4 protein-coding genes are annotated in these 21,013 nt (G+C 55.7%); 1 reads left to right on the top strand and 3 read right to left on the bottom strand.

The window, feature by feature from the left end:
* The first annotated feature begins 51 nt into the window (after positions 1 to 51).
* On the top strand, positions 52 to 1,251 hold the full coding sequence (locus tag V8J88_RS01380) for an acyl-CoA dehydrogenase (RefSeq protein ID WP_338847353.1): 1,200 nt from the start codon (positions 52 to 54) through the stop codon (positions 1,249 to 1,251).
* Between the two features lie 53 nt (positions 1,252 to 1,304).
* Here V8J88_RS01380 and V8J88_RS01375 read toward each other — a convergent pair whose 3' ends face one another.
* From V8J88_RS01375 to V8J88_RS01365, 3 genes are all read right to left on the bottom strand, one after another.
* Positions 1,305 to 2,576 (bottom strand): hypothetical protein, encoded by a 1,272-nt coding sequence (locus tag V8J88_RS01375; protein WP_338847352.1) that lies wholly within the window; start codon positions 2,574 to 2,576, stop codon positions 1,305 to 1,307.
* Positions 2,577 to 2,686: 110 nt separating this feature from the next.
* Positions 2,687 to 9,439: a calcium-binding protein gene (locus tag V8J88_RS01370; protein WP_338847351.1), complete on the bottom strand. Its 6,753-nt coding sequence runs from the start codon at positions 9,437 to 9,439 to the stop codon at positions 2,687 to 2,689.
* A gap of 542 nt (positions 9,440 to 9,981) precedes the next feature.
* Complete coding sequence (locus V8J88_RS01365; RefSeq protein WP_338847350.1) at positions 9,982 to 20,970, bottom strand: calcium-binding protein; 10,989 nt, start codon at positions 20,968 to 20,970, stop codon at positions 9,982 to 9,984.
* Between the last annotated feature and the right edge of the window lie 43 nt (positions 20,971 to 21,013).

The raw sequence follows: 21,013 nt of genomic DNA, 5'->3' as shown, positions 1-21,013 counted from the left end.
AGCCGCTTTTGAGCTGTTCCCCCCGTATCAGGAAAACAGAAAGAGATAGACATGTCGAACTTGCATAACACCCCCGTAGGCAAAATTCCATTTCACTGGGAAGATCCGCTGCTGTTGTCGCAGCAATTGAGCGAAGACGAGCGCATGGTGCGCGACGCCGCCGCCGCCTACTGTCAGGACCGCCTGGCGCCGCGCGTGTTGAACGCGTTCCGCAATGAGCAGACCGATCTGGAAATTTTCCGCGAAATGGGTGAGCTGGGCTTGCTCGGCCCCACCATTCCCGAGCAATATGGCGGCCCTGGTCTGAACTATGTCAGCTATGGCTTGATTGCCTATGAAGTGGAAAAAATCGACTCCGGCTACCGCTCCATGATGAGCGTGCAGTCTTCTCTGGTGATGGTGCCGATTTATGAATTCGGCACAGAGCAGCAAAAACAAAAATATCTGCCCAAATTAGCCACTGGCGAATGGATTGGCTGCTTTGGTCTGACCGAGCCGAATCATGGCTCCGACCCGGCCTCGATGGTGTCGCGCGCGCGCAAAGTCGATGGCGGCTACAGCCTGACCGGCAGCAAGATGTGGATTACCAATTCGCCGGTGGCGGATGTGTTTGTGGTGTGGGCCAAGGACGATGAAGGCGCGATTCGCGGCTTTGTGCTGGAAAAAGGCATGCCTGGCCTGAGCGCGCCGGCGATTCACGGCAAAGTGGGTCTGCGCGCCTCGATCACCGGCGAAATCGTGATGGATAATGTGTTTGTGCCGGAAGAAAACGCCTTCCCTGATGTGCGCGGTTTGAAAGGCCCGTTCACCTGCCTGAATTCGGCGCGTTACGGCATCGCCTGGGGCGCACTGGGCGCCGCCACTGCCTGCTGGCATACCGCACGCCAATACACGCTTGACCGCAAGCAATTCGGCAAGCCGCTGGCGGCCAATCAGCTGATTCAAAAGAAGCTGGCCGATATGCAAACCGAGATCACGCTCGGCCTGCAAGGCTGTCTGCAACTGGGCCGCATGAAAGACGCCGGCACCGCCGCTGTCGAAATCACCTCGATGATGAAGCGCAATTCCTGCGGCAAGGCGCTGGATGTGGCGCGCATGGCGCGCGATATGCTGGGCGGCAACGGCATTTCCGATGAATTCGGCATCGCCCGCCATATGGTGAATCTGGAAGTGGTCAACACCTATGAAGGCACGCATGATATTCACGCCCTGATTCTGGGCCGTGCGCAGACCGGCATCGCCGCCTTCTGATTGACGCCCTCAAAAAAGCCGCATGCGCCAAACACGCATGCGGCTTTTTTATTTCAGGCGTGCGAAATTGCCGCTGCCGCCAGCAGCAGACGTTTTTGCAAACTCATCGCGCCATCTTGCGCTTGCGGCTGTTTGGTCGCCATCTTGGGCGGCGGCGCCATATTGAAAAAGCGGAAGTATTGCGAGATATGGGTGGCTTCCAGGGCCGCGCCCAATTCTTCCACCGTGCTCAGCGGATTTTGATCGGTGTACACCGGGAAGCTGACCCATTCTGCCGGATATTGGTATTGCTGCGTCGTCGCGTCCCAGGTGTTTTGCCAGGTTCCCCATTGCGGCGCAAACACGCTTTGCGTCAGATTTTGATATTCCAGACTGCCGCCGGACAAGGCTTCTGCCGCAATCACCGCATCGCGCAATTTACTGCCGATCGCTTGACTCAAGACGCCAAAGAAAGAGGGGTAATTGCCGGCTTCGTCCTGCGGCTGCACCACATTGCTCAATTGGTTCCAGGCATGCGGCACGACATCATTCTGATTGGCAAAGTCCACATTCCAGAAGCCGTAAGGCTGATTCACGCCCTCAATCGCGGTTTGCGGATACGCGCTGACGAATAATTGCGCAAATTTGGCGTTGCCGGGCGAGGCGCCAGCCGTCGGCAGCACAAACACATTTTTCCAGCCGCTGGAAGGCGGATCAGGGTACAGATACAAAGCCAGCGTGGGCGAGAGTGCGCCCGCCAGGCTGTGTCCGGTAAACACCAGGGTGGCGTTGGCGTCGGTTTTGCTCTTGAGGAAGCTTTGCAATGTGCCTTGATTGGCAGGATCGCTCATTTGCGTGAGCAGATTGCTCAAACCGCGCGCGGTGGCGGCGGAGATATAGGGCTTGAAACCCAGTGGCGGCAAGTGGGTGCTGACACTGAATGGCAGGCTGGGCGGCCATTCCGCCATGCGCAGCGGGCTGACATCGCCGTCTTCCGCCACCCAATCGTAAATCGAAGCCGGATTGGTGGCGGCAATCGCCACCACATACATGGCCAGATTCGCGCTGTAGGCCACATACATCGCATTCGCGGCTTCCGCCTCGCTGTCCGGCTTGGTGGAATACACCACCGGCCCCCACACCACGCGCCAGTCGCCGCCGGCCAATTGGCTGTTCATCTGCGGGAAAAAACCGGCAAATGGGGTGTTAATCGGTGTCGTGCCGCCATTTAAATAAGTTTGCAAATAGCCTTGCAACTGGCTTTGTGTGGCGGAAATACTGGATGCGCCATTCGCGGCAAAATTCAATAACTCAACCGTCTGCGCCAGATCATACGTATCAGCCATGTGAACTCCCGGAAAAAGCCGGCCAACATGGCCGGGTTGCCGGGCATTCTATGAAAATTGCGGGAGTGCGCCAGCTGTCACAGCTGACAGCTGGCGTATGGCATGGCGCTTTAGAAAATCACAAAATCACTCGCAATCAAACTGCCAGCAGCCACCCCGGTCAGGGTGATGGTATGACCGCCGCCCAGATCAATCACGGCATTCGTGGCGCCGCTGGCGCGGCTTAAGACATCCGCCGCGTTCACAATGCCGGAACTGTTCAGATTGCTCTTCAACCAGATCTTGTCGCCCTGCGCGCGGTTGAAGTCGGTCAACACGTCCTGCCCTGATGCGGCATTGAAGCGGAAGATATCCGCGCCTCCGGCGCCTGTGATGGTGTCATTGCCAGCCCCGCCGTCCAGCGTATCAGCCAGCGCGCTGCCGCCCAACACATCATTCCCATTCAGGTTCAGATTACGCCCTGCGGCAAAGCCGGTGCTGATGAAGTGCTTCGTCGCCGCTTCCTGATCCACGCCATGCGCGCTGCGCACATCGGCGTATTTGGCCAGATAAATATCCGGGTCAAAGCTGATTGTGCGCCCTTCTTTCAAGGAACGGCCCAGGTAGTGGGTTAGTGCAGCGTCCGTATTCACCCCGATTCCATTGATCAAATCACCATACGAAGCGACATAGCGCAAGGCGTTCAGATTGGTGACATCCATGGTGCGGTCGCCGAATTGCAAGCGCTCCACATTGCTGACGCTGTCCAGTCCTTCATTCCCATTCGGCAAATAATTATCGCTGATGCTGATCACCCCTTTGCTGACGCTGATCGAATAATCCAGCAAATTATCCTTATACACTGCCGTATCGATACCGGCGCCGCCATCAATCACGTCATTGCCCAGGCCGGCGTTGATCGTGTCATTGCCGCCATACGAGAGGATGCTGTCATTGCCGGCTGTGCCGCTCAAACTATCCGCACTGTTCATACTGGCATTGCGGTTTTGATTGTAGCCAAGCGCGATAAAGTGGCGCACGGCAGCTTCAAGATCCGCCCCCACTGCCGCACGCACATCGGCATATTTATCGATATACACCTGGGTATCAAAGCTTATGCTGCGCGCTTCTTTGACCGACCTGCCCAGATAATGCTGCAGGCCGGCGTCCGTATTGACGCCAAAGCCACTGATCAAATCGCTATATGAAGCCACATAGCGCAGCGTGTTATAGGCGCTGACATCCATTGTGCGGTCGCCGAATTTCAGGAATTCGACACTGCTCACACTGTCCGTCCCTTCATCGCCATTTTTGAGGTAGTTATCAGTCACGCTGATCACGCCTTTGCTGACGCTGAAGCTGTAGTCGCTCAAATGATCTTGATAAACCGCAGTGTCAACCCCTGTCCCGCCATGAATCTGGTCATTCCCCAAACCGCCGGTGATACTGTCGTTGCCGGCGCCGGCTTGTACGGTGTCATTACCCCCGTATGCAAGGATATTGTCGCTTCCGTCTGTGCCACGCAAATCATCGTTGCTGGTTTTGCTGTCATTACGATTCAAAGCAAAGCCCGCGCTGATGAAATGCCGGGTCGCTAGTTCCAAATCATTCCCGGCCAGGGCGCGCACATCCGCATATTTTTCCAAATAGGTTTGCGGATCAAAGGTGATGCTGCGCCCCTCCTTGACGCTATTATTCAAGTAATGAGTAAAGCCGGCATCCACATCGGTTTTAAACGCATTGATCAAATCGCCATACGAAGCGATATAGCGCAAGTGATTCAGCATATTGACCGTCACATCACGATCCGTAAAGCGCAAAATCTCGATATTACTGAGGCTGTCAGCCCCTTCATCGCCATTGCTGAGCGTGATATCGCGGCTGCTGATCAGACCTGCCTTAACGTTAAAACTGTATTCGCCCAGCTTGCCATCAAAGCGCACCAGATCCACGCCTGCGCCGCCATCCAGCACATCATTGCCGCCAGCGCCCCGGATCGTGTCATTGCCGCCATACGAGAGGATGCTGTCATTGCCTGCCGTGCCATTCAGATTATCCGCGCTGCTCATGCTGTCATTACGGCCAAGCGCAAAACCGCTGTTAATGAAATGCAAGGTTGCCGCTTGCAGATCATTGCCTCCGGCTGCGCGCACGTCTGCGTATTTGTCCAGATAAACTTGCGGATTGAAGCTTTCCGTGCGCCCCTCGAACACCCCCCATGTCCAATAGTGCGTCAAGCCGGCTTGGGCATTGCCTTTATATGCATGAATTAAATCACCGTAGGAAGCGATATAACGCAAACCATCCACCACCATCACGCTGCGGTCTGTGAATTGCAACGTTTCGATGCCACGCAAAATGTCTTTGCCATTCGCATCGCTGTTGACCGTCAACACATCGCGCCACCAGTCAAAGTTGTAATCGTTCAACTTTCCATGGAAAATCGCGCGATCCAGACCGGCGCCGCCATCCATGGCGTCATCCTCAAAGCCGGAAACCAGGGTATCGTTACCCCCGCCGCCATTGACAACATTCAAGCCGCCGCCGGCGTCGAGCAGATCCGCTCCATCCGTGCCATACAGAATGTCATTACCGTTCTTGCCGGTGCCTTGCAAGCGCGCCAGCACCGCTTGCTTATCCAAGGTAAACCCGCGTTCAAAGCGCAATAACTCAGGGCGGTAAGCCGGATTGCTTTCAAAGTTGAAATAATCGCGCAACAAAATGCTGTCACTGCTGTTGCGCAGACTGATCTGCAAATCCTGTCCGCTTCTTTGCAACACCATCCGGGACGGGATGATGCCTGCGCCGAATTGCAAGACATCCTGCTCATTCAAGCCTTGCGTCAGGCTGTGTTTGATTTCATCTTGGCCAAACCCGGTTTGAAACAGATAGCTGTCATTACCGTCCCCGCCATCCAACTGGTCATTGCCGGCGCCGCCGCTGAGCGTATCGTCGCCGCCAGCGCCAAACAGCGTATCAGCTCCGGCGCCCGCGCTGATCTGATCGTTTTGCTCGGTCAGCGTGAACTTGCCGCCATTGCCCGCCTGCAAAATCGCTTGCACGATCTCAGTGCGCTGCCACACCTTGCCATCGGCAAAGCGCATTTCCTGTGGCAAAGTATTCTGCCCGCCATTGAAGTACAGCACATCACGATCATTGCCTTCAAAGGAAATAAGCAAGCTGCCGTTATTAAGCTTGAGATGGACGACGTCAGGCGTCACTGCCGCGCCCAGAATAATGCTGTCCAGCGCATCCGCATTATCAATCGTGTCGCGCCCGAAACCCGCGCCAAATTCAAAGCTGTCGCTGCCTGCCTCGCCTCCCAAAATATCATTCCCGGCGCCTCCGGACAGGGTGTCATTGCCGGCCCCGCCGTACAGCACATCATTGCCTGCAGCGCCGGACAGATTGTCATCTCCCACGCCTCCCGCCAGCGTGTCGCTCCCTTCGCCGCCCAGCAAACGGTCATCAAAGTAGGAACCTGAAATCGAATCATTCCCGGCGCCGCCATTGATGGTCATGGCCGGGCCATAATGGAAGTCAAAAATATCGTCCCCGACTCCGCCTTGCAAGGCCTTTTCCCTGATCTGCGCTGCACTCCAGATCTGTCCATCAGCAAAGCGCAAAGATTGCAGCATGCCTTGATAGGCATAGCTGCCTTTATTATCCGGGTAGAGGTAGTTTTTCAAGCTGATGCTGTCATTGCCGCCTTTAAAGGTGAGGCGCAAATTTGACCCATCCGCCACAATAATCACGTCTTCAGTCTTGAACCCTGCCGCCAGTTGCAGCACGGCTTGCACATCTTCAGCGCCGACGCCGGCTTGTAATTGAATCGCATCTCTGCCATCGCCTGGCGCGAAACGATAGATGGGCTTGCCCTTATCCAAAATCAACAAATCATTACCAGAGCCGCCTTCCAAGGTATCATTGCCGCCGCCGCTTTCCAAGGTATCATCACCAGTCTGTCCCGATAAGAGGTCATCCCCCAGCCCGCCCAGAATTTGATCATTGCCAACCCCGCCTTGCACGCTGTCATTACCGCCGCGACCATCCAAAACGTCATCACCGCCCTTGCCATTGATCAAATCGGCAAGATTGCCGCCAATCACTGCATCCCGGCTTTCAGTGGTTTGCATCAGATTATTTTTAATCTGTCCCACAGTAAGACTGCCGCCATCGGCGAAGCGCAACAAGGTCTGCGAATCGGACCAGCTCTGCTGGAAAAAGCTGCGCAGCGTCACCCGTCCCTTATCGCCATTAATGCTCAATACCAGGTGATCATCTTCGGTTTGCCAGATGCGCAGTTGATCTGCTTTGATGCCCGCGCCAAATTCGACCGCATCCTGTGCGCCATCGGCAACGCGGATCTCATCAAAACCATCCCCGGCAACATAGCGGTAAACATTTTTGCCTGCGCCGCCCTGCAATTGGTCGCTACCCTGGCCGCCCTCCAAAGTGTCATCTCCGCTATCGCCGTACAAGAGATCGTTGCCAGCCAAGCCTTTGAGGTAATGCTTGCCGCCATTCACCGACATCCTGTCATGGCCACTGCCGCCGACCAGCGCCTCCCCCTGCAGATCGCCAACCACATCTTGGTAGGACAGCACTTTTGCTTTCGCACTCATATCACTGGCCGACCAGATCACGCCATTAGCGAATTTGACCTGGTCAGCTTGCCGCGCGTTTTCAACATAAAATTGTTGAATACGCAGCCGATCCGCGCCTCCAGCCAGCTCCAGCCATAAATCATTGCCTTCTTTCCACAATGAGACATCGCTTTCAGCGATGCCCGTCTGCAGTACAACTGTGCCACGAACGCCAGTCGAATCACGCCATCCGGAAGGAATCCAGTCTTGCCCGGAACCTCGTCCAAACAAAAACACATCGGCGCCACCACCGCCATCCAATAAATCAGAACCTGAACCGCCATCCAGGGTATCCGCCCCATCATAGCCAATCAAAATGTCATCCCCGGCAGCGCCTTGCAAGAAATCGTCGCCCATCACCAGCCCATGAATCCTCTCATGCGAAGCGCCGCCTTGAAATAATTTCTCGCGCACCTTCGCATCATCCCAAAATGCGCCGTCAGCAAAGCGGATGCCTTTGATTAAGGGACTTCCTTCAAAATAATTCTGCAGATATACTTGATCATCGCTATTCGCAATTTTCACAAGCAAGTCACGATGAGAAAAGTTCACAAGCTGCAATGACACATCAGCAGTTTCAATCCCTGCCGCCAATTGCAAGATGTCTTCACCGCGCTGATCAGTCTGATCCCAATTCAGAGAAATCTGATCTTGACCATCTCCACGTCCAAACAGAAAAAGATCGGCGCCAGCGCCGCCATTTAATGAATCATTGCCTTGCCCGCCTTGCAATGTATCGTTGCCGGCGCCGCCATACAGTCCGTCATTGCCTGCATTGCCATTCAACTGCGCCCCTTGCGCCGGGCCATAGATCAGATCCGCAGCGCTGCTGCCCTGGGCCAATTTTTGCAAAATTTCGCTTTGATTCCACACTACGCCATTAGCAAACTGCATGCTGCCAAACGCATGTAAAGGCTGGCTGTAATCCTCATAATTGTAAAATCGATCTATTACAATTTGATTCTTTTGATCCAGGGTGGAAAAAATCACGGTGCTTGCGCTGACTCGTTTGATTTGTATGTCTTCCGGACTGATGCCGTCTCCCATCACCAAGCTGGTGCTTGCAGAAGGCGTTAAATAGTCAGTCCCCCAGCCCTGATTGAAATACACTGTGTCGTTCACACCACTGGCGTAAATCGTGTCATTGCCGCTGCCGCCATCCAAGAGATTTTCGCCATCACCGCCATCCAGCTGATCATCGCCTGCGCCACCTTGGACATTGTCGTTGCCATCCTCTCCTGAGAGCCAATCATCGCCACTGCCGCCCAGCAAAGTGTCGTTATCATTGCCGCCTGACTGGGTATCATCACCACTGCTGCCGGATAAAAAGTCATCTCCGTCATATCCTTCCATACTGTCATGACCAGCCCCGCCCAGCATCTGATCAGCGACATTCCGGCCGATAAACTTGCCATTAATTTGCGCTTCCCTGGTAACCAAGTCCTCGATCTGTATATTGCTCAATGTCAAGCCATCGGCAAGACGAATACCCGCCACACGCCCAATCGCAAAATCCGGATTGGTTTTATCTCCACCGCTGAAAAATTCTTCGATACTGAGTTGATCCAAGCTGCCACGAATGCCGACTGTTAAGGCGCGATCATCGCGCAGCATCACCAGATCTTGTATCTGCACACCTGCAGTAAACTGCACCCAATCCTCGCTGGAGTCTTGCCCATTGGCCGGTTTCGGGATCACATCGCGCCCATCACCGCGCCCGAAGAAATACACATCCGCCCCACTTTCGCCAACAAGATAGTCATTCCCTGCACCGCCATCTATCCAATCATTGCCTGCCCCGCCATACAGATAATCATTGCCGCCACGCCCCAGCAGCCAGTCGTGCGAAGATAAGCCTGAGAGTGCATCACTCTGACCTTCACCAATCATCAAATCACTGCTGACTTTTCCATCATCCCCTTTCGCCCAATGGGCAAACAGTTTCACATGCCAATTAGGCGTACTCAACACACTGGCATCCATATCAGGCAGCTGCGCCAGAGTTTGACTGATGAAATTGCGCCCATCCCAACTGCCCACCTTGCCAGGCGTAACGCCCATGCTGTCAAGATGTTGCAATAGCAAAGGCAGCGTTTGCACCGGATCCAAGCGTACATCCTCGCTGATTGCGCGTTCCATTTGACTGTAATCCGTCACCACCTTGCCATCCACGATTTTGCTTTGGATATAGCCGCTCCATGTGCTTGGCGTTGAGGCAAGCACAGCGGTTGCGTTCATTGTGTGTGCGGGCGCTTGTGCAAATGCCTGCATGCTGCTGATCTGTGACTGATGAATGCTGGAGATTGTTGTCGTCATCTGACTCGGCCTGAAGTAAGCAAGAAATAAAGGAAGAGGGTCGCCAGCACCTTAAGGGACGTGAGGCGACACAGAAGAAAAATGCCATGCAAAATTATAATACAACGCCAAAAATGCAAAGCATTTATATTATTATATCATGCCAAAATGGCAATTTTAAAGTTGCATGCAATCTCTATTTTGAAACATATTATTTCAACCTCATGCATGAGCAGAAAGATGGCGTGCTTTCATTGCCGCCTTCATGTGCGCGTCTCCACTCTTCCGCTCAGACTGATGTTGCATAGCCGGCCGGGGATAATGCCAAGCTCCAGATCCATGCATGCGGCCAACGCAAGGCCATACAGCAGCATTCCGGGGTGTAGCAACATAGCCCAAATAAGTTGCCGCCTCGCCCGTTTAATCAATAAAAAAGCCGGCATTTACATGCCGGCCTGGAAAAAAAGCGCCTACAGATTTTCAGATCAGAAAATCACAAAATCACTCGCGATCAAACTGCCCGCCGCCACCCCGGTCAGGGTGATGGTGTGGCCGCCGCCCAGATCAATCACGGCATTCGTGACGCCACTGGCGCGGCTTAAGACATCCGCCGCGTTCACAATGCCGGAACTGTTCAGATTGCTCTTGAGCCAGATCTTGTCGCCCTGCGCGCGATTGAAGTCGGTCAACACATCTTGACCTGAGGCGGCATTGAAGCGGAAGATATCCGCGCCTCCGGCGCCTGTGATGGTGTCATTGCCAACCCCGCCGTCCAGCGTATCAGCCAGCGCGCTGCCGCCCAACACATCATTCCCATTCAGGTTCAGATTACGCCCTGCGGCAAAGCCGGTGCTGATGAAGTGCTTCGTCGCCGCTTCCTGATCCACGCCATGCGCGCTGCGCACATCGGCGTATTTGGCCAGATAAATATCCGGGTCAAACGTCACGCCGCGCCCTTCGCGCACTGCATTGTTCAGATAGTGCGTGAGGCCAGAGTCGGCGTTCACGCCAAAGGCGCCGATCAAGTCAGCATGCGAGGCGATGTAGCGCAAGCCTTGCAAGCTGGTGGCGCTCATGTCACGGTCGGCGAAACGCAAGGTTTCGATGTTGCGCAAACTGTCCACACCTTCATTGCCGTTGGCGCCGTTGTTGTCGGTGATGCTGATGACACCGGATTTCACACTGTATAAATATTCGCCCTGCTTGCCGTCATAACGCGCAATGTCTGTGCCGTCGCCGCCGTCCAGCACGTCATTGCCCAGGCCGCCCCACAAGGTGTCATTGCCGCCATACGACAACACGCTGTCATTGCCGCTCGTGCCGGTGAGATTATCCGCGCTGAATTTATTGTCGCTGCGGCCCTGGCCAAAGCCGGTGCTGATGAAGTGGCGCGTAGCCGCTTCCAGGTCGCTGCCGACTGCCGCGCGCACATCGGCGTATTTGTCGATATAGGTTTGCGGATCAAACACCACGGCGCGGTTTTCTTTCACCGAGCTGTTCAGGTAATGCGCCATACCATTGTCGGTGTTTACGCCAAAGGCGCCGATCAAGTCGGCATGCGAGGCCACATAGCGCAACACGTTCAAAGTCGTGACACTCATGTCGCGATCAGCAAAGCGCAGGGTTTCCATATTGCGCAAAGCATCCACGCCTTCATTGCCGTTGGCGCCGTTGTTGTCGCTGATGCTGATGACGCCGGCTTTCACGCTGTATAAATATTCGCCCTGTTTGCCGTCATAACGTGCGATATCTGCCCCGTCGCCACCGTCCAGCACGTCATTGCCCAGGCCGCCATACAGGGTGTCATTGCCGCCAAAAGACAGCACGCTGTCGTTGCCGCTCGTGCCACTCAAATTGTCCGCGCTGAGTTTGCTGTCATTGCGGCCCTGACCAAAGCCGGTGCTGATGAAATGGAGCGTGGCCGCTTCCAGATCGCCGCCCACCGCTGCACGCACATCGGCGTATTTGTCGATGTAAGTTTGCGGGTCAAACGTGACGCCCCGGTTTTCTTTCACCGAGCTGTTCAGGTAATGCGCCATGCCGTTGTCGGTGTTCACGCCAAACGCGCCGATCAAGTCAGCATGCGACGCGACGTAACGCAAGGCGTTCAAAGTCGTGACATTCATGTCTCGATCAATGAAACGCAGGGTTTCCATATTGCGCAGAGCATCCACACCTTCATTGCCGTTCGCGCCGTTGTTGTCGCTGATGCTGATGACGCCGGCTTTCACGCTGTACAAATATTCGCCCTGCTTGCCGTCATAACGCGCAATGTCTGCGCCGTCGCCGCCGTCCAGCACGTCATTGCCCAAACCACCCCACAGCGTGTCATTGCCGCCATAGGACAGCACGCTGTCGTTGCCGCTCGTGCCACTCAAATTGTCCGCGCTGAGTTTGCTGTCATTGCGCCCCTGGCCAAAACCGGTGCTGATGAAATGGCGCGTGGCCGCTTCCAGATCGCCGCCCACCGCTGCACGCACATCGGCGTATTTGTCGATATACACCTGCGCATCAAACGTGACGCCCCGGTTTTCTTTCACCGAGCTGTTCAGGTAATGTGCGGTGGCGCTATCGGTGTTCACGCCAAACGCGCCGATCAAGTCGGCATGCGAAGCGACATAGCGCAAGGCGTTCAAAGTCGTGACACTCATGTCGCGGTCTGAGAAACGCAGGGTTTCGATATTGCGCAGCGTGTCCACGCCTTCATTGCCGTTCGCGCCGTTGTTGTCGGTGATGCTGATGACGCCGGCTTTCACGCTGTACAAATATTCGCCCTGTTTGCCGTCATAGCGCGCGATGTCCGTCCCGTCGCCGCCGTCCACCACATCATTGCCCAAACCACCCCACAGCGTGTCATTGCCGCCGTAGGAGAGCACGCTGTCATTGCCGGTGGTTCCACTCAAATTATCGGCGCTGAGTTTGCTGTCATTGCGGCCTTGCCCAAAACCGGTGGTAATGAAGTGGCGCGTGGCCGCTTCCAGATCGCCGCCAACCGCTGCGCGCACATCGGCGTATTTGTCGATATAGGTTTGCGCATCAAACGTGACGCCCCGGTTTTCTTTCACCGAGCTGTTCAGGTAATGTGCGGTGGCGCTATCGGTGTTCACGCCAAACGCGCCGATCAAGTCAGCATGCGAAGCGACATAGCGCAAGGCGTTCAAAGTCGTGACACTCATGTCGCGGTCTGAGAAACGCAGGGTTTCGATATTGCGCAGCGCGTCCACGCCTTCATTGCCGTTCGCGCCATTGTTGTCAGTGACGCTGATGACGCCGGCTTTCACGCTGTATAAATACTCGCTTTGTTTGCCGTCATAACGTGCGATATCCACACCGTCGCCGCCCTCCAGCACGTCATTGCCCAGGCCGCCATACAGGGTGTCATTGCCGCCATATGACAACATACTGTCATTGCCGCTCGTGCCACTCAAATTGTCCGCGCTGAGTTTGCTGTCATTGCGGCCCTGGCCAAATCCAGTGCTGATGAAATGACGGGTGGCGGCTTCCAGGTCGCTGCCGACTGCAGCCCGCACATCGGCGTATTTGTCGATATAGACTTGCGGATCAAACGTGGCGGGGCGGTTTTCACTCTTCGCAGTGTTCAAATAGTGCTCCATGCCCTTATCTGCATTCACGCCAAACGCGCCGATCAAATCAGCATACGAAGCCACATAGCGCAAGGTGTGCAAGGTGGAGACATTCATGTCCCGATCTGCAAAGCGCAAGGTTTCCACGTTGCGCACGGCATCCACGCCTTCGTTGCCGTTGGCGCCGTTGTTGTCGGTGACGCTGATGACGCCGGCTTTCACGCTGTATAAATATTCGCCCTGCTTGCCGTCGTAGCGCACGATGTCCACACCGTCACCGCCATCCAGCACGTCATTGCCCAGGCCGCCATACAGGGTGTCATTGCCGCCGTAGGACAGCACGCTGTCATTGCCATCAGCCCCGCTCAGATTATCCGCACTGAGTTTGCTGTCGCTGCGCCCCAGGCCAAAGCCGGTGGTGATGAAATGGCGCGTGGCCGCTTCCAGATCGCTGCCAACCGCCGCCCGCACATCAGCGTATTTGTCGATATACACCTGCGGCTCAAACGTGACCGCGCGTTTTTCCTTGACCGAGCTGTTCAGGTAATGCGACAAAGCATTGTCGGTGTTCACACCAAAGGCGCCGATCAGATCAGCGTGCGAGGCCACATAGCGCAGGGCGGTCAAGGTGGTGGCGCTCATGTCGCGGTCGGCAAAGCGCAGCGTTTCCACATTGCGCACAATGTCTGCGCCTTCATTGCCATTGTCGCCGTTGAGGTCGCCGACGCTGATGACACCCGCTTTGACACTGAACAGATATTCCGTGCTCTTACCTTCATACAGCACGATGTCCGCGCCGTCGCCGCCATCCAGCACGTCATTGCTCATGCCGCCCCACAGGGTGTCATTGCCGCCATACGCCAGAATGCTGTCAGCCCCCGCTGTGCCATACAAAGTATCGGCGCTGGTTTTGCTATCGCTGCGGCCCTGGCCAAAGCCGGTGTTAATGAAATGCAGGGTGGCGGCTTGCATGTCGCCGCCCACCGCCGCGCGCACGTCGGCATATTTATTCACATACACTGCCGCGTCAAAAGTCGCGCTGCGATTTTCCAGTGCGCCGGTATTCAGATAGTGCGTCAGTGCGGCGTTCACATCTGTTTTGTAGAGCTGCAGCAAATCGACATTGCTGGCCAGGTAGCGCAAGCCATCGACCATGGTGATGTTGCGGTCGGTAAATTGCAGGCTTTCAATGCTGTTCAAATAGCTGACGCCATTGGCGTTGGTGGCGGTGATGACGCCATTGCTGTAGTTGAAGCTATAGTCGCCATGCTTGCCGCTGAAGAGCGCTTTATCGTCGCCCGCACCGCCCAGCATGAACTGATTACTGACGACTTGCAGCGTATCATTTTGCTCTGTCCCCACCCTCACCGCCAGAGTGCGGTCGGCGAACTGCAGTTGTTCGATGCGGGTCAAATGGTCAGTCTCGCCCTTGGCGCTGACGCGGATCACGTTATCCCGCCCGGCCAGCTGATAGTCCGCCAGTTTGCCGCTGAAAATCGCCACGTCATTGCCTGCGCCGCCATCCAGCCAATCAGAGCCGGGGCCTGCGATCAGGCTGTCATCGCCCGCCGCGCCATTCAATGTATCGTTGCCTACGCCACCGTCCAGGCTGTTATTCGCGCCGTCGCCATAGCGCAGATTGTCGCCATAATTCGGGTCATTGTCGATCAGTTTGGATTGCACTTGTGCGCGATTCCAGATCTGACCATCGTCAAAGCGCAGGCTGACGTTGTACCAATCCCCGAAGAATGAGGTGACTTTGATCTGGTCGGCGCTGTCCCGGTATTGGATCAGCAAATCATTATTCACCATGCGCAGCACAAGATCTTCCGGTTTGACATCGGCTTTGAATTGCACGGTATCCTGCGCGCCATCAATCGATGCCGGGCTGACATAATCCACACCGTCGCCATGCCCGAAAATATAGACATTATTGCCGCTGTAGTCTGATAACCAGTCATCGCCGGGGCCGCCGATAAAGGTATCATTGCCGACAAAACCTGTCATGGTGTCTGACCCCTCGCCGCCTTGCAGCAAGTCATTGCCGTAATAGCCATCCAACCAGTCGTTATTGTCGCCGCCAATCAATTCATCGTTGCCAGAGCCACCGTTCAGGCTGTCGAAACCGGCGCCGCCCTGCAATGTGTCATTCGCACTGCCGCCACGCAAAGTGTCGTCGCCAGCGCCGCCTTGCAACAAGCTGGGCGTATCAATCGCCATCAAATTGTCATTGCCAGGACCGCCGATTTGCTTGGTCTTGGCCTGCGTCAGCATGTCGCCAATCGCTTTCAGGTTCCACACCGTGCTGTCAGCAAAACGGACTTCAAATTGGCCGTAATGGTTGTTATACCCCGAGACGGCAACCCGATCTTTGCTGTTATTGAGTTGCAGCACCAGGTTGGATGAAAACAAATCGGTCAAGGTGATATCGGCAGGCGTAATGCCCGGGCCAAATTGCAGGATGTCGTAACCATTGCTTTGGATGTAATCGTCGCCACTGCCGATATTGAACATATAGATGTCCTGGCCGACGCCACCCTGCATGGTGTCATTTCCAGCGCCGCCGTCCAGGGTGTCGCTATCATCCCCGCCCCACAGGTAATCTGCGCCCGCGCCACCCAGCAATTTATCCTGCCCGCCGGCGCCGAACATAGTGTCGTTGCCATCGCCGCCGTCCAGCGTGTCGGCCATGTCGCCACCGCTGATGGAGTCATTGCCGCCCAAACCGGACAGTTGATTGCTGCTATAGCGCAAGCCGGTAAGGTTTTCATTCTGCCACTTATCAGCGTTTAATTTCGCGGCAATGCCGGCTTTGTCCCACACGGTGTTATCGGCAAACTGGATTTTCTGAATGGCTTGCGCGCCGTCCGCGCCACTGAAATAATCCTTGACCAACACCAGCCCGTCACTGTTTTTGATTTGCAGCAGGAAATCAAAGCCATCGCGCTTGAGCAGCACATCGCCAGTGCTGATGCCGGCGCCCAGGCGCAAGGTATCCACATCGGCATTGCTGGCGCCCAGGTTGTCAATCGTATCTTTGCCTTCATTCAGCTCATATACATACACATCATCGCCCAGACCACCCAGCAAAGAATCGTCGCCGTAGCCGCCACGCAGCACGTCTGCCCCATCATGTCCAATCAGCGTATCCCTGCCGCTGCCGCCCTCAATTGTGTCATTGCCAGCTTCGCCTATCAGCTGATCGTCGCCACTCTGGCCTTGCAGGCTGTCATTGCCATCGCCGCCGGACAATACGTCGTGCCCCGAGCCGCCATCCAGCAGGTCGTTGCCTTCGCCGCCATTCAGGCTGTCAGCGCCTGCCCCACCTGCCAGGGTGTCGGCGCCGTTTTTGCCGTTGATCCGGTCGGAACCCGCCATGCCGTTCAGGTTGTCTGCAATATCCGTCCCGAAAATAACATCATCGGTTTCGCTTGCCTGCATCAATTTGGTTTTGATGGTGGCGCTGTCCCACACGGTATTGTCGGCAAAACGGATGCGTTGCACCGCCGCCTCGCCGCTGCTGAAATACATGTCCAGGTTAATGCGCGCGCCGTTATTCAGGCTGAGCAGCGCATTGGAGCCATCTTGCATGCTCAAGCGCACATCCGCCGGCGCAATGCCCGCCCCCAAGCGCAATTCATCAACTCTGCCCTGCGCACTATCATCGGCGGCAATGTAATCGTCGCCATCGCCAAGCTCATACACAAACACATCATTGCCGGCGCCGCCATACAAATAATCATTGCCAGCCTTGCCTTGCAACACATCCGCGCCATCCTGGCCATTTAAGACGTCATTACCGGCGCCGCCAAGAATGGTGTCCGCTGCATTCGTGCCGGTCTGCGATTGCGCATCAGGATAGGCCTGTATGTGCGACTGGATTGCAGCCTGGTCCCACACTGTGCCATCGGCAAACTTCAGTTGCTTGATCGCCTCCCCCAGCACGTTGCCGAAAAATGAGTCGTAAAATTTCGTGCGCAGGGTGTCAGTCGCGCCATTTATGCCAAAAATGAGAGTATCGTAGGATTTATAGATGAGCAGGTTGGCGGGCGTAACGCCAACGCCAAGCTGGATAGTGTCTGTCCCGCCACCATAATTATCCACATAGTCGCGCCCGGAACCCAAGCCAAACAGATAGACGTCGTTGCCATCGCCACCGACCAGGCTGTCATCGCCAGCGCCGCCGTCCAATGTGTCGTCACCCCAATTACCATACAGCGTATCATTGCCGGCGCCGCCATCAATCAAATCATTGCGCTCCGCCACACCATAATTTTGGTCCAATTCCCCGGTGATTCTGTCATTCCCGGCGCCGCCATATAAGGTGTCATTGCCCGCACCACCGTCGATGGTGTCATTGCCCAGATTGCCTTGCACAATGTCATTGCCACCGTAAGCATAAATTCCGTCATTTTCCTGTTGGCCGCTAATATTGTCGGCAAAATTCGTGCCAGGCAGCGCGCTGCGCTCATTGCTTGGCAGCAGCGCTTGCTTGAGCATGTCTTGCCACGATATGAAGCTGTTATCAGCATAGCGCAGGCCGGAGATGACTGGCGGGGGGGCGCCCAATGCGCCACTCGCGGTCAAGATGTCACCTGTTTTCAGCTGCAGCAAGATGCCGCCATTGAAGTTGGACATGGTGACATCCGCACTGCTGATGCCTGCTTCAAGCTGAATTACGTCGTTTACTGCGTCTTCAGTATTGCCAATGATGAATATGCTGTCCTGCCCATAGCCGATGCCGAATTTAAAGATATCGGCGCCTGGGCCGCCCAGCAAGGCATCGTCGCCCGCCCCGCCGCTCAGCACATCATCGCCGTCGCCGCTATACAGGCTGTCATTGCCACTGCCGCCGGACAGGGTGTCATTGCCAGCCAAGCCATGCAAGGAGTCATCGCCGCCGCCGCCATCCATGTTTTGCGCAGTCTCATAGCCCACCACATAATCCGCGCCGGCGCTGGTTTGCAGCACTTTTAGCCGCACATCCTCAAACGTCCACTTCTGTTTGTCGGCAAAAATGAAGTTTTCCACGGCGGCGCGCTTATCGTCCGTAAAGAAATTCTCTACCCGCAGCACATCATTGCCGGTCATGCTGGTTACGAGCAAGGTATTATCGTTGCGCGTAAAGCTGGCGTCGGTGCTGGCCAGGTCAGTGAAAACAATGCCGTCCGGGTTGACGCCAAATCCGTCCACATCGACATTTTGAATGGTCAGCGTCCCCCAGTCCTTGGACACCAGGTAAGTATCCGAGCCTTTTTCGCCACGCAACACATCCTTGCCGCCGCCGCCCTGCAACACATCAGCGCCATCGCCACCGCTCAAGTCATCATCGCCCGCGCCGCCGTGCAAACTGTCATTGCCTTCGCCGCCAAGCAAGCTGTCATTGCCTTCGTCGCCGCTGATCTGGTCATTACCTGCCTTGCCATCGAGCATGTCGTTGCCAGCCAGACCGGCTAAAGTATCATCGGCGCTGCTGCCAAACAATCTGTCTTTACCCGTGCTGGTTTCTTGCAACGCCAATGCGTAAATTTCCTGCAAGCCAAAGACATGGCCATCGCCTGCCACGATCTTGAACTGGCTGTTGACGTTATCGAAAAAAAAGCTGCTGATGGTGAGGCTGTCGCCACTGTCTTTCAGCACCATGCGCAAGGATGAATCATCCACTTGGAAGAAGCGCAGGTCGCTGGCCTTGATATCGTTTGCCATGCGCACCGTTTGCGAGGAGTCCGGCTGGTTGCCGCTGACGATGGTGTCCCGTCCCGCACCACGATAGAAAAGGTATTGATTGTGGCCGCTACCGCCGTTCATGTTGTCATTGCCACGCCCGCCGTCCAGCCAATCATTCCCGGCCCCGCCTTGCAAATTGTCGTCGCCACCCAAGCCGTACAACATATCATCGCCGGCGCCGCCGTTGATATAACCGGCAGCGTCATTGCCCATCAGGATTTCGCTGAGATAATTACCATTGATGGACTGATTTTCTTTTTGCGCGACAAATGACATGTCCCAGGCGCTGAAGATTTGCCGGCCCGGCTCCAGCGCCGGCACGCTGCTCAACTGCTGCGCCAGAAAGCTCTTGCCATCCCAGCCCAACAATGGATTTTGAACGCCGAGCACACTGACCAGCTCTGTCACGTCCAGCGCTGCTTCGCGCGGGTTGAAATGCAAGGCGTCGCTCAGGGCCTGCTCCATAGCGCTGAAATCATGCTTCAACTTGCCATCCACCATGTCTGAACGGATCAGATCAAGATAGGTGTGCATGCGCCCGGCGCTGAACAAGCCTTCATGCACATCGGATTTGAGCAGGGTATACGCTTCTTCAATATTTTTGATTTGGGCGGCGGATAAATGCACATTCAAAAGGCCAGCATTGGCGTCCAAAGGCGTGAGGCGCATTTCGCCTTCCGGGCCGGCATAGGTAAAGCCCATGAAACGTTCCAGCACGCCCAACTTACGCAGGAAGGCGTTGGCGGCGTCTGAACCCGCCGTCATGCCATCCAGCTGATACGTGAGGGTGACGCCATTCGCGCTCAAGCTTTGCGCCTGTGCGCGCAAACTGCTCATGCTTGAAGTGTCGGCCCATTTTTCCACCAGGTTGTCGAGCATGGCGATTTCATCGGCGCGCGTGCTTTGCTGCAGATAGCTGGTCAGCAGATTGCCCAATTCCGGCGACAGGCTGACGGCTTGATTCAAATCGCGCACCATGCCGGAGCCATGTAAATTCGGCAGGCTGCGCGCCTGCTCGCTCAAGCTGATGCTGTCAGTAAACTGGTGGCGGTAGGTTTGCTGTAATTGCGCGTCTTGCATGGACAGCCCTTGCAACATGCCGTAGGTGGATGCGGAAAAGTAAAAATCCTCCACCCCGCCTATTTGCGCCATCGAGTTGCCATTAGCCAAAGTAACATTGGTTTTCTGTGCGCTTAAATCGATGCTGCGGATCCAGTCGCCCACTTTGCCCAGTTCTGACGGCTGGCTGACGCCATCGCCATTCCGGTCATACCAGCGTTGCAGCTTGTTAAAATCCACGTCGGCGCTGGTCAACTTGCCATCTTTTGTCGTATCCAGCTCCTGCAACGCCAGCATGCCATTGCCGGCCGGGCTGCCATTTTTCAATAAGGTGTAGGCGCCAAACAATTCGCGCCCGGAGTCGATCACGTCATTCTGATTCCTGTCATACACCAGCCAGTTGTTGCCGGCGCCAATCCAGGGGGTCAGCTCTTTATTGCCGTCGCCATCCAAATCAAATTCAACCCTGCTGCCTTCAAGCAAGCTGGAAGTATTGAACACACTGCTGTAATACGAAGGCTGAACATCAAACACCAGACCGATCACTTTTGCAGGCTGAGCGGCGGACAGGGCCAGTTGCGCCATGCGCTCACCCGGCATGCCGGCTGCGCCTTGCAGGCTGCCGCTGCCTGCGCCGCCATGCTCGACATATTCAGATGCGCCAATATCGGCCTGGGCGCGCGTTGGAAACTGGTTTGCATTCTCCGGGTTAAGCGCAGGCAGGCTGTAATTAAAATTCTCTGCGTCGCCATATACCTGGAACAGGAGTTGCGGTGCGGCGCCCGTGCTGCTGTTGCCAACTGTGCCCAGCGCTGCGCCAAGGCTGATCTGGGCGCCAACTTCCGGCATGGCGCCATCCAGGCTGCCATACAGGGTGTAGGCTTTTTGATTATTGAAGGTGTGCTGCAACACCACATGATTGCCAAAATCTTTATGCCACCCGCTGCTGACCACCACCCCGTCGGCGGCAGCTGGCACGAGGGTTCCGGCTTCGGCCCGGTAGGTATTGCCCGTATGTTGGCGTGCGCTATTGCTGACCGGATCTTGCCACCCGCCATATGCGGTCGTCATTTCAAAACGTGGGCCAGGATGGTAAGTCGGCATACATGTCCTTTCGATCAGCTCCGGGGGGGAATGCTCAGAAAAT

This window comes from Massilia sp. W12 (genome assembly GCF_037300705.1).
Classification (GTDB): domain Bacteria; phylum Pseudomonadota; class Gammaproteobacteria; order Burkholderiales; family Burkholderiaceae_D; genus JACPVY01.
This window is presented reverse-complemented; position numbering and strand designations above follow the sequence as displayed.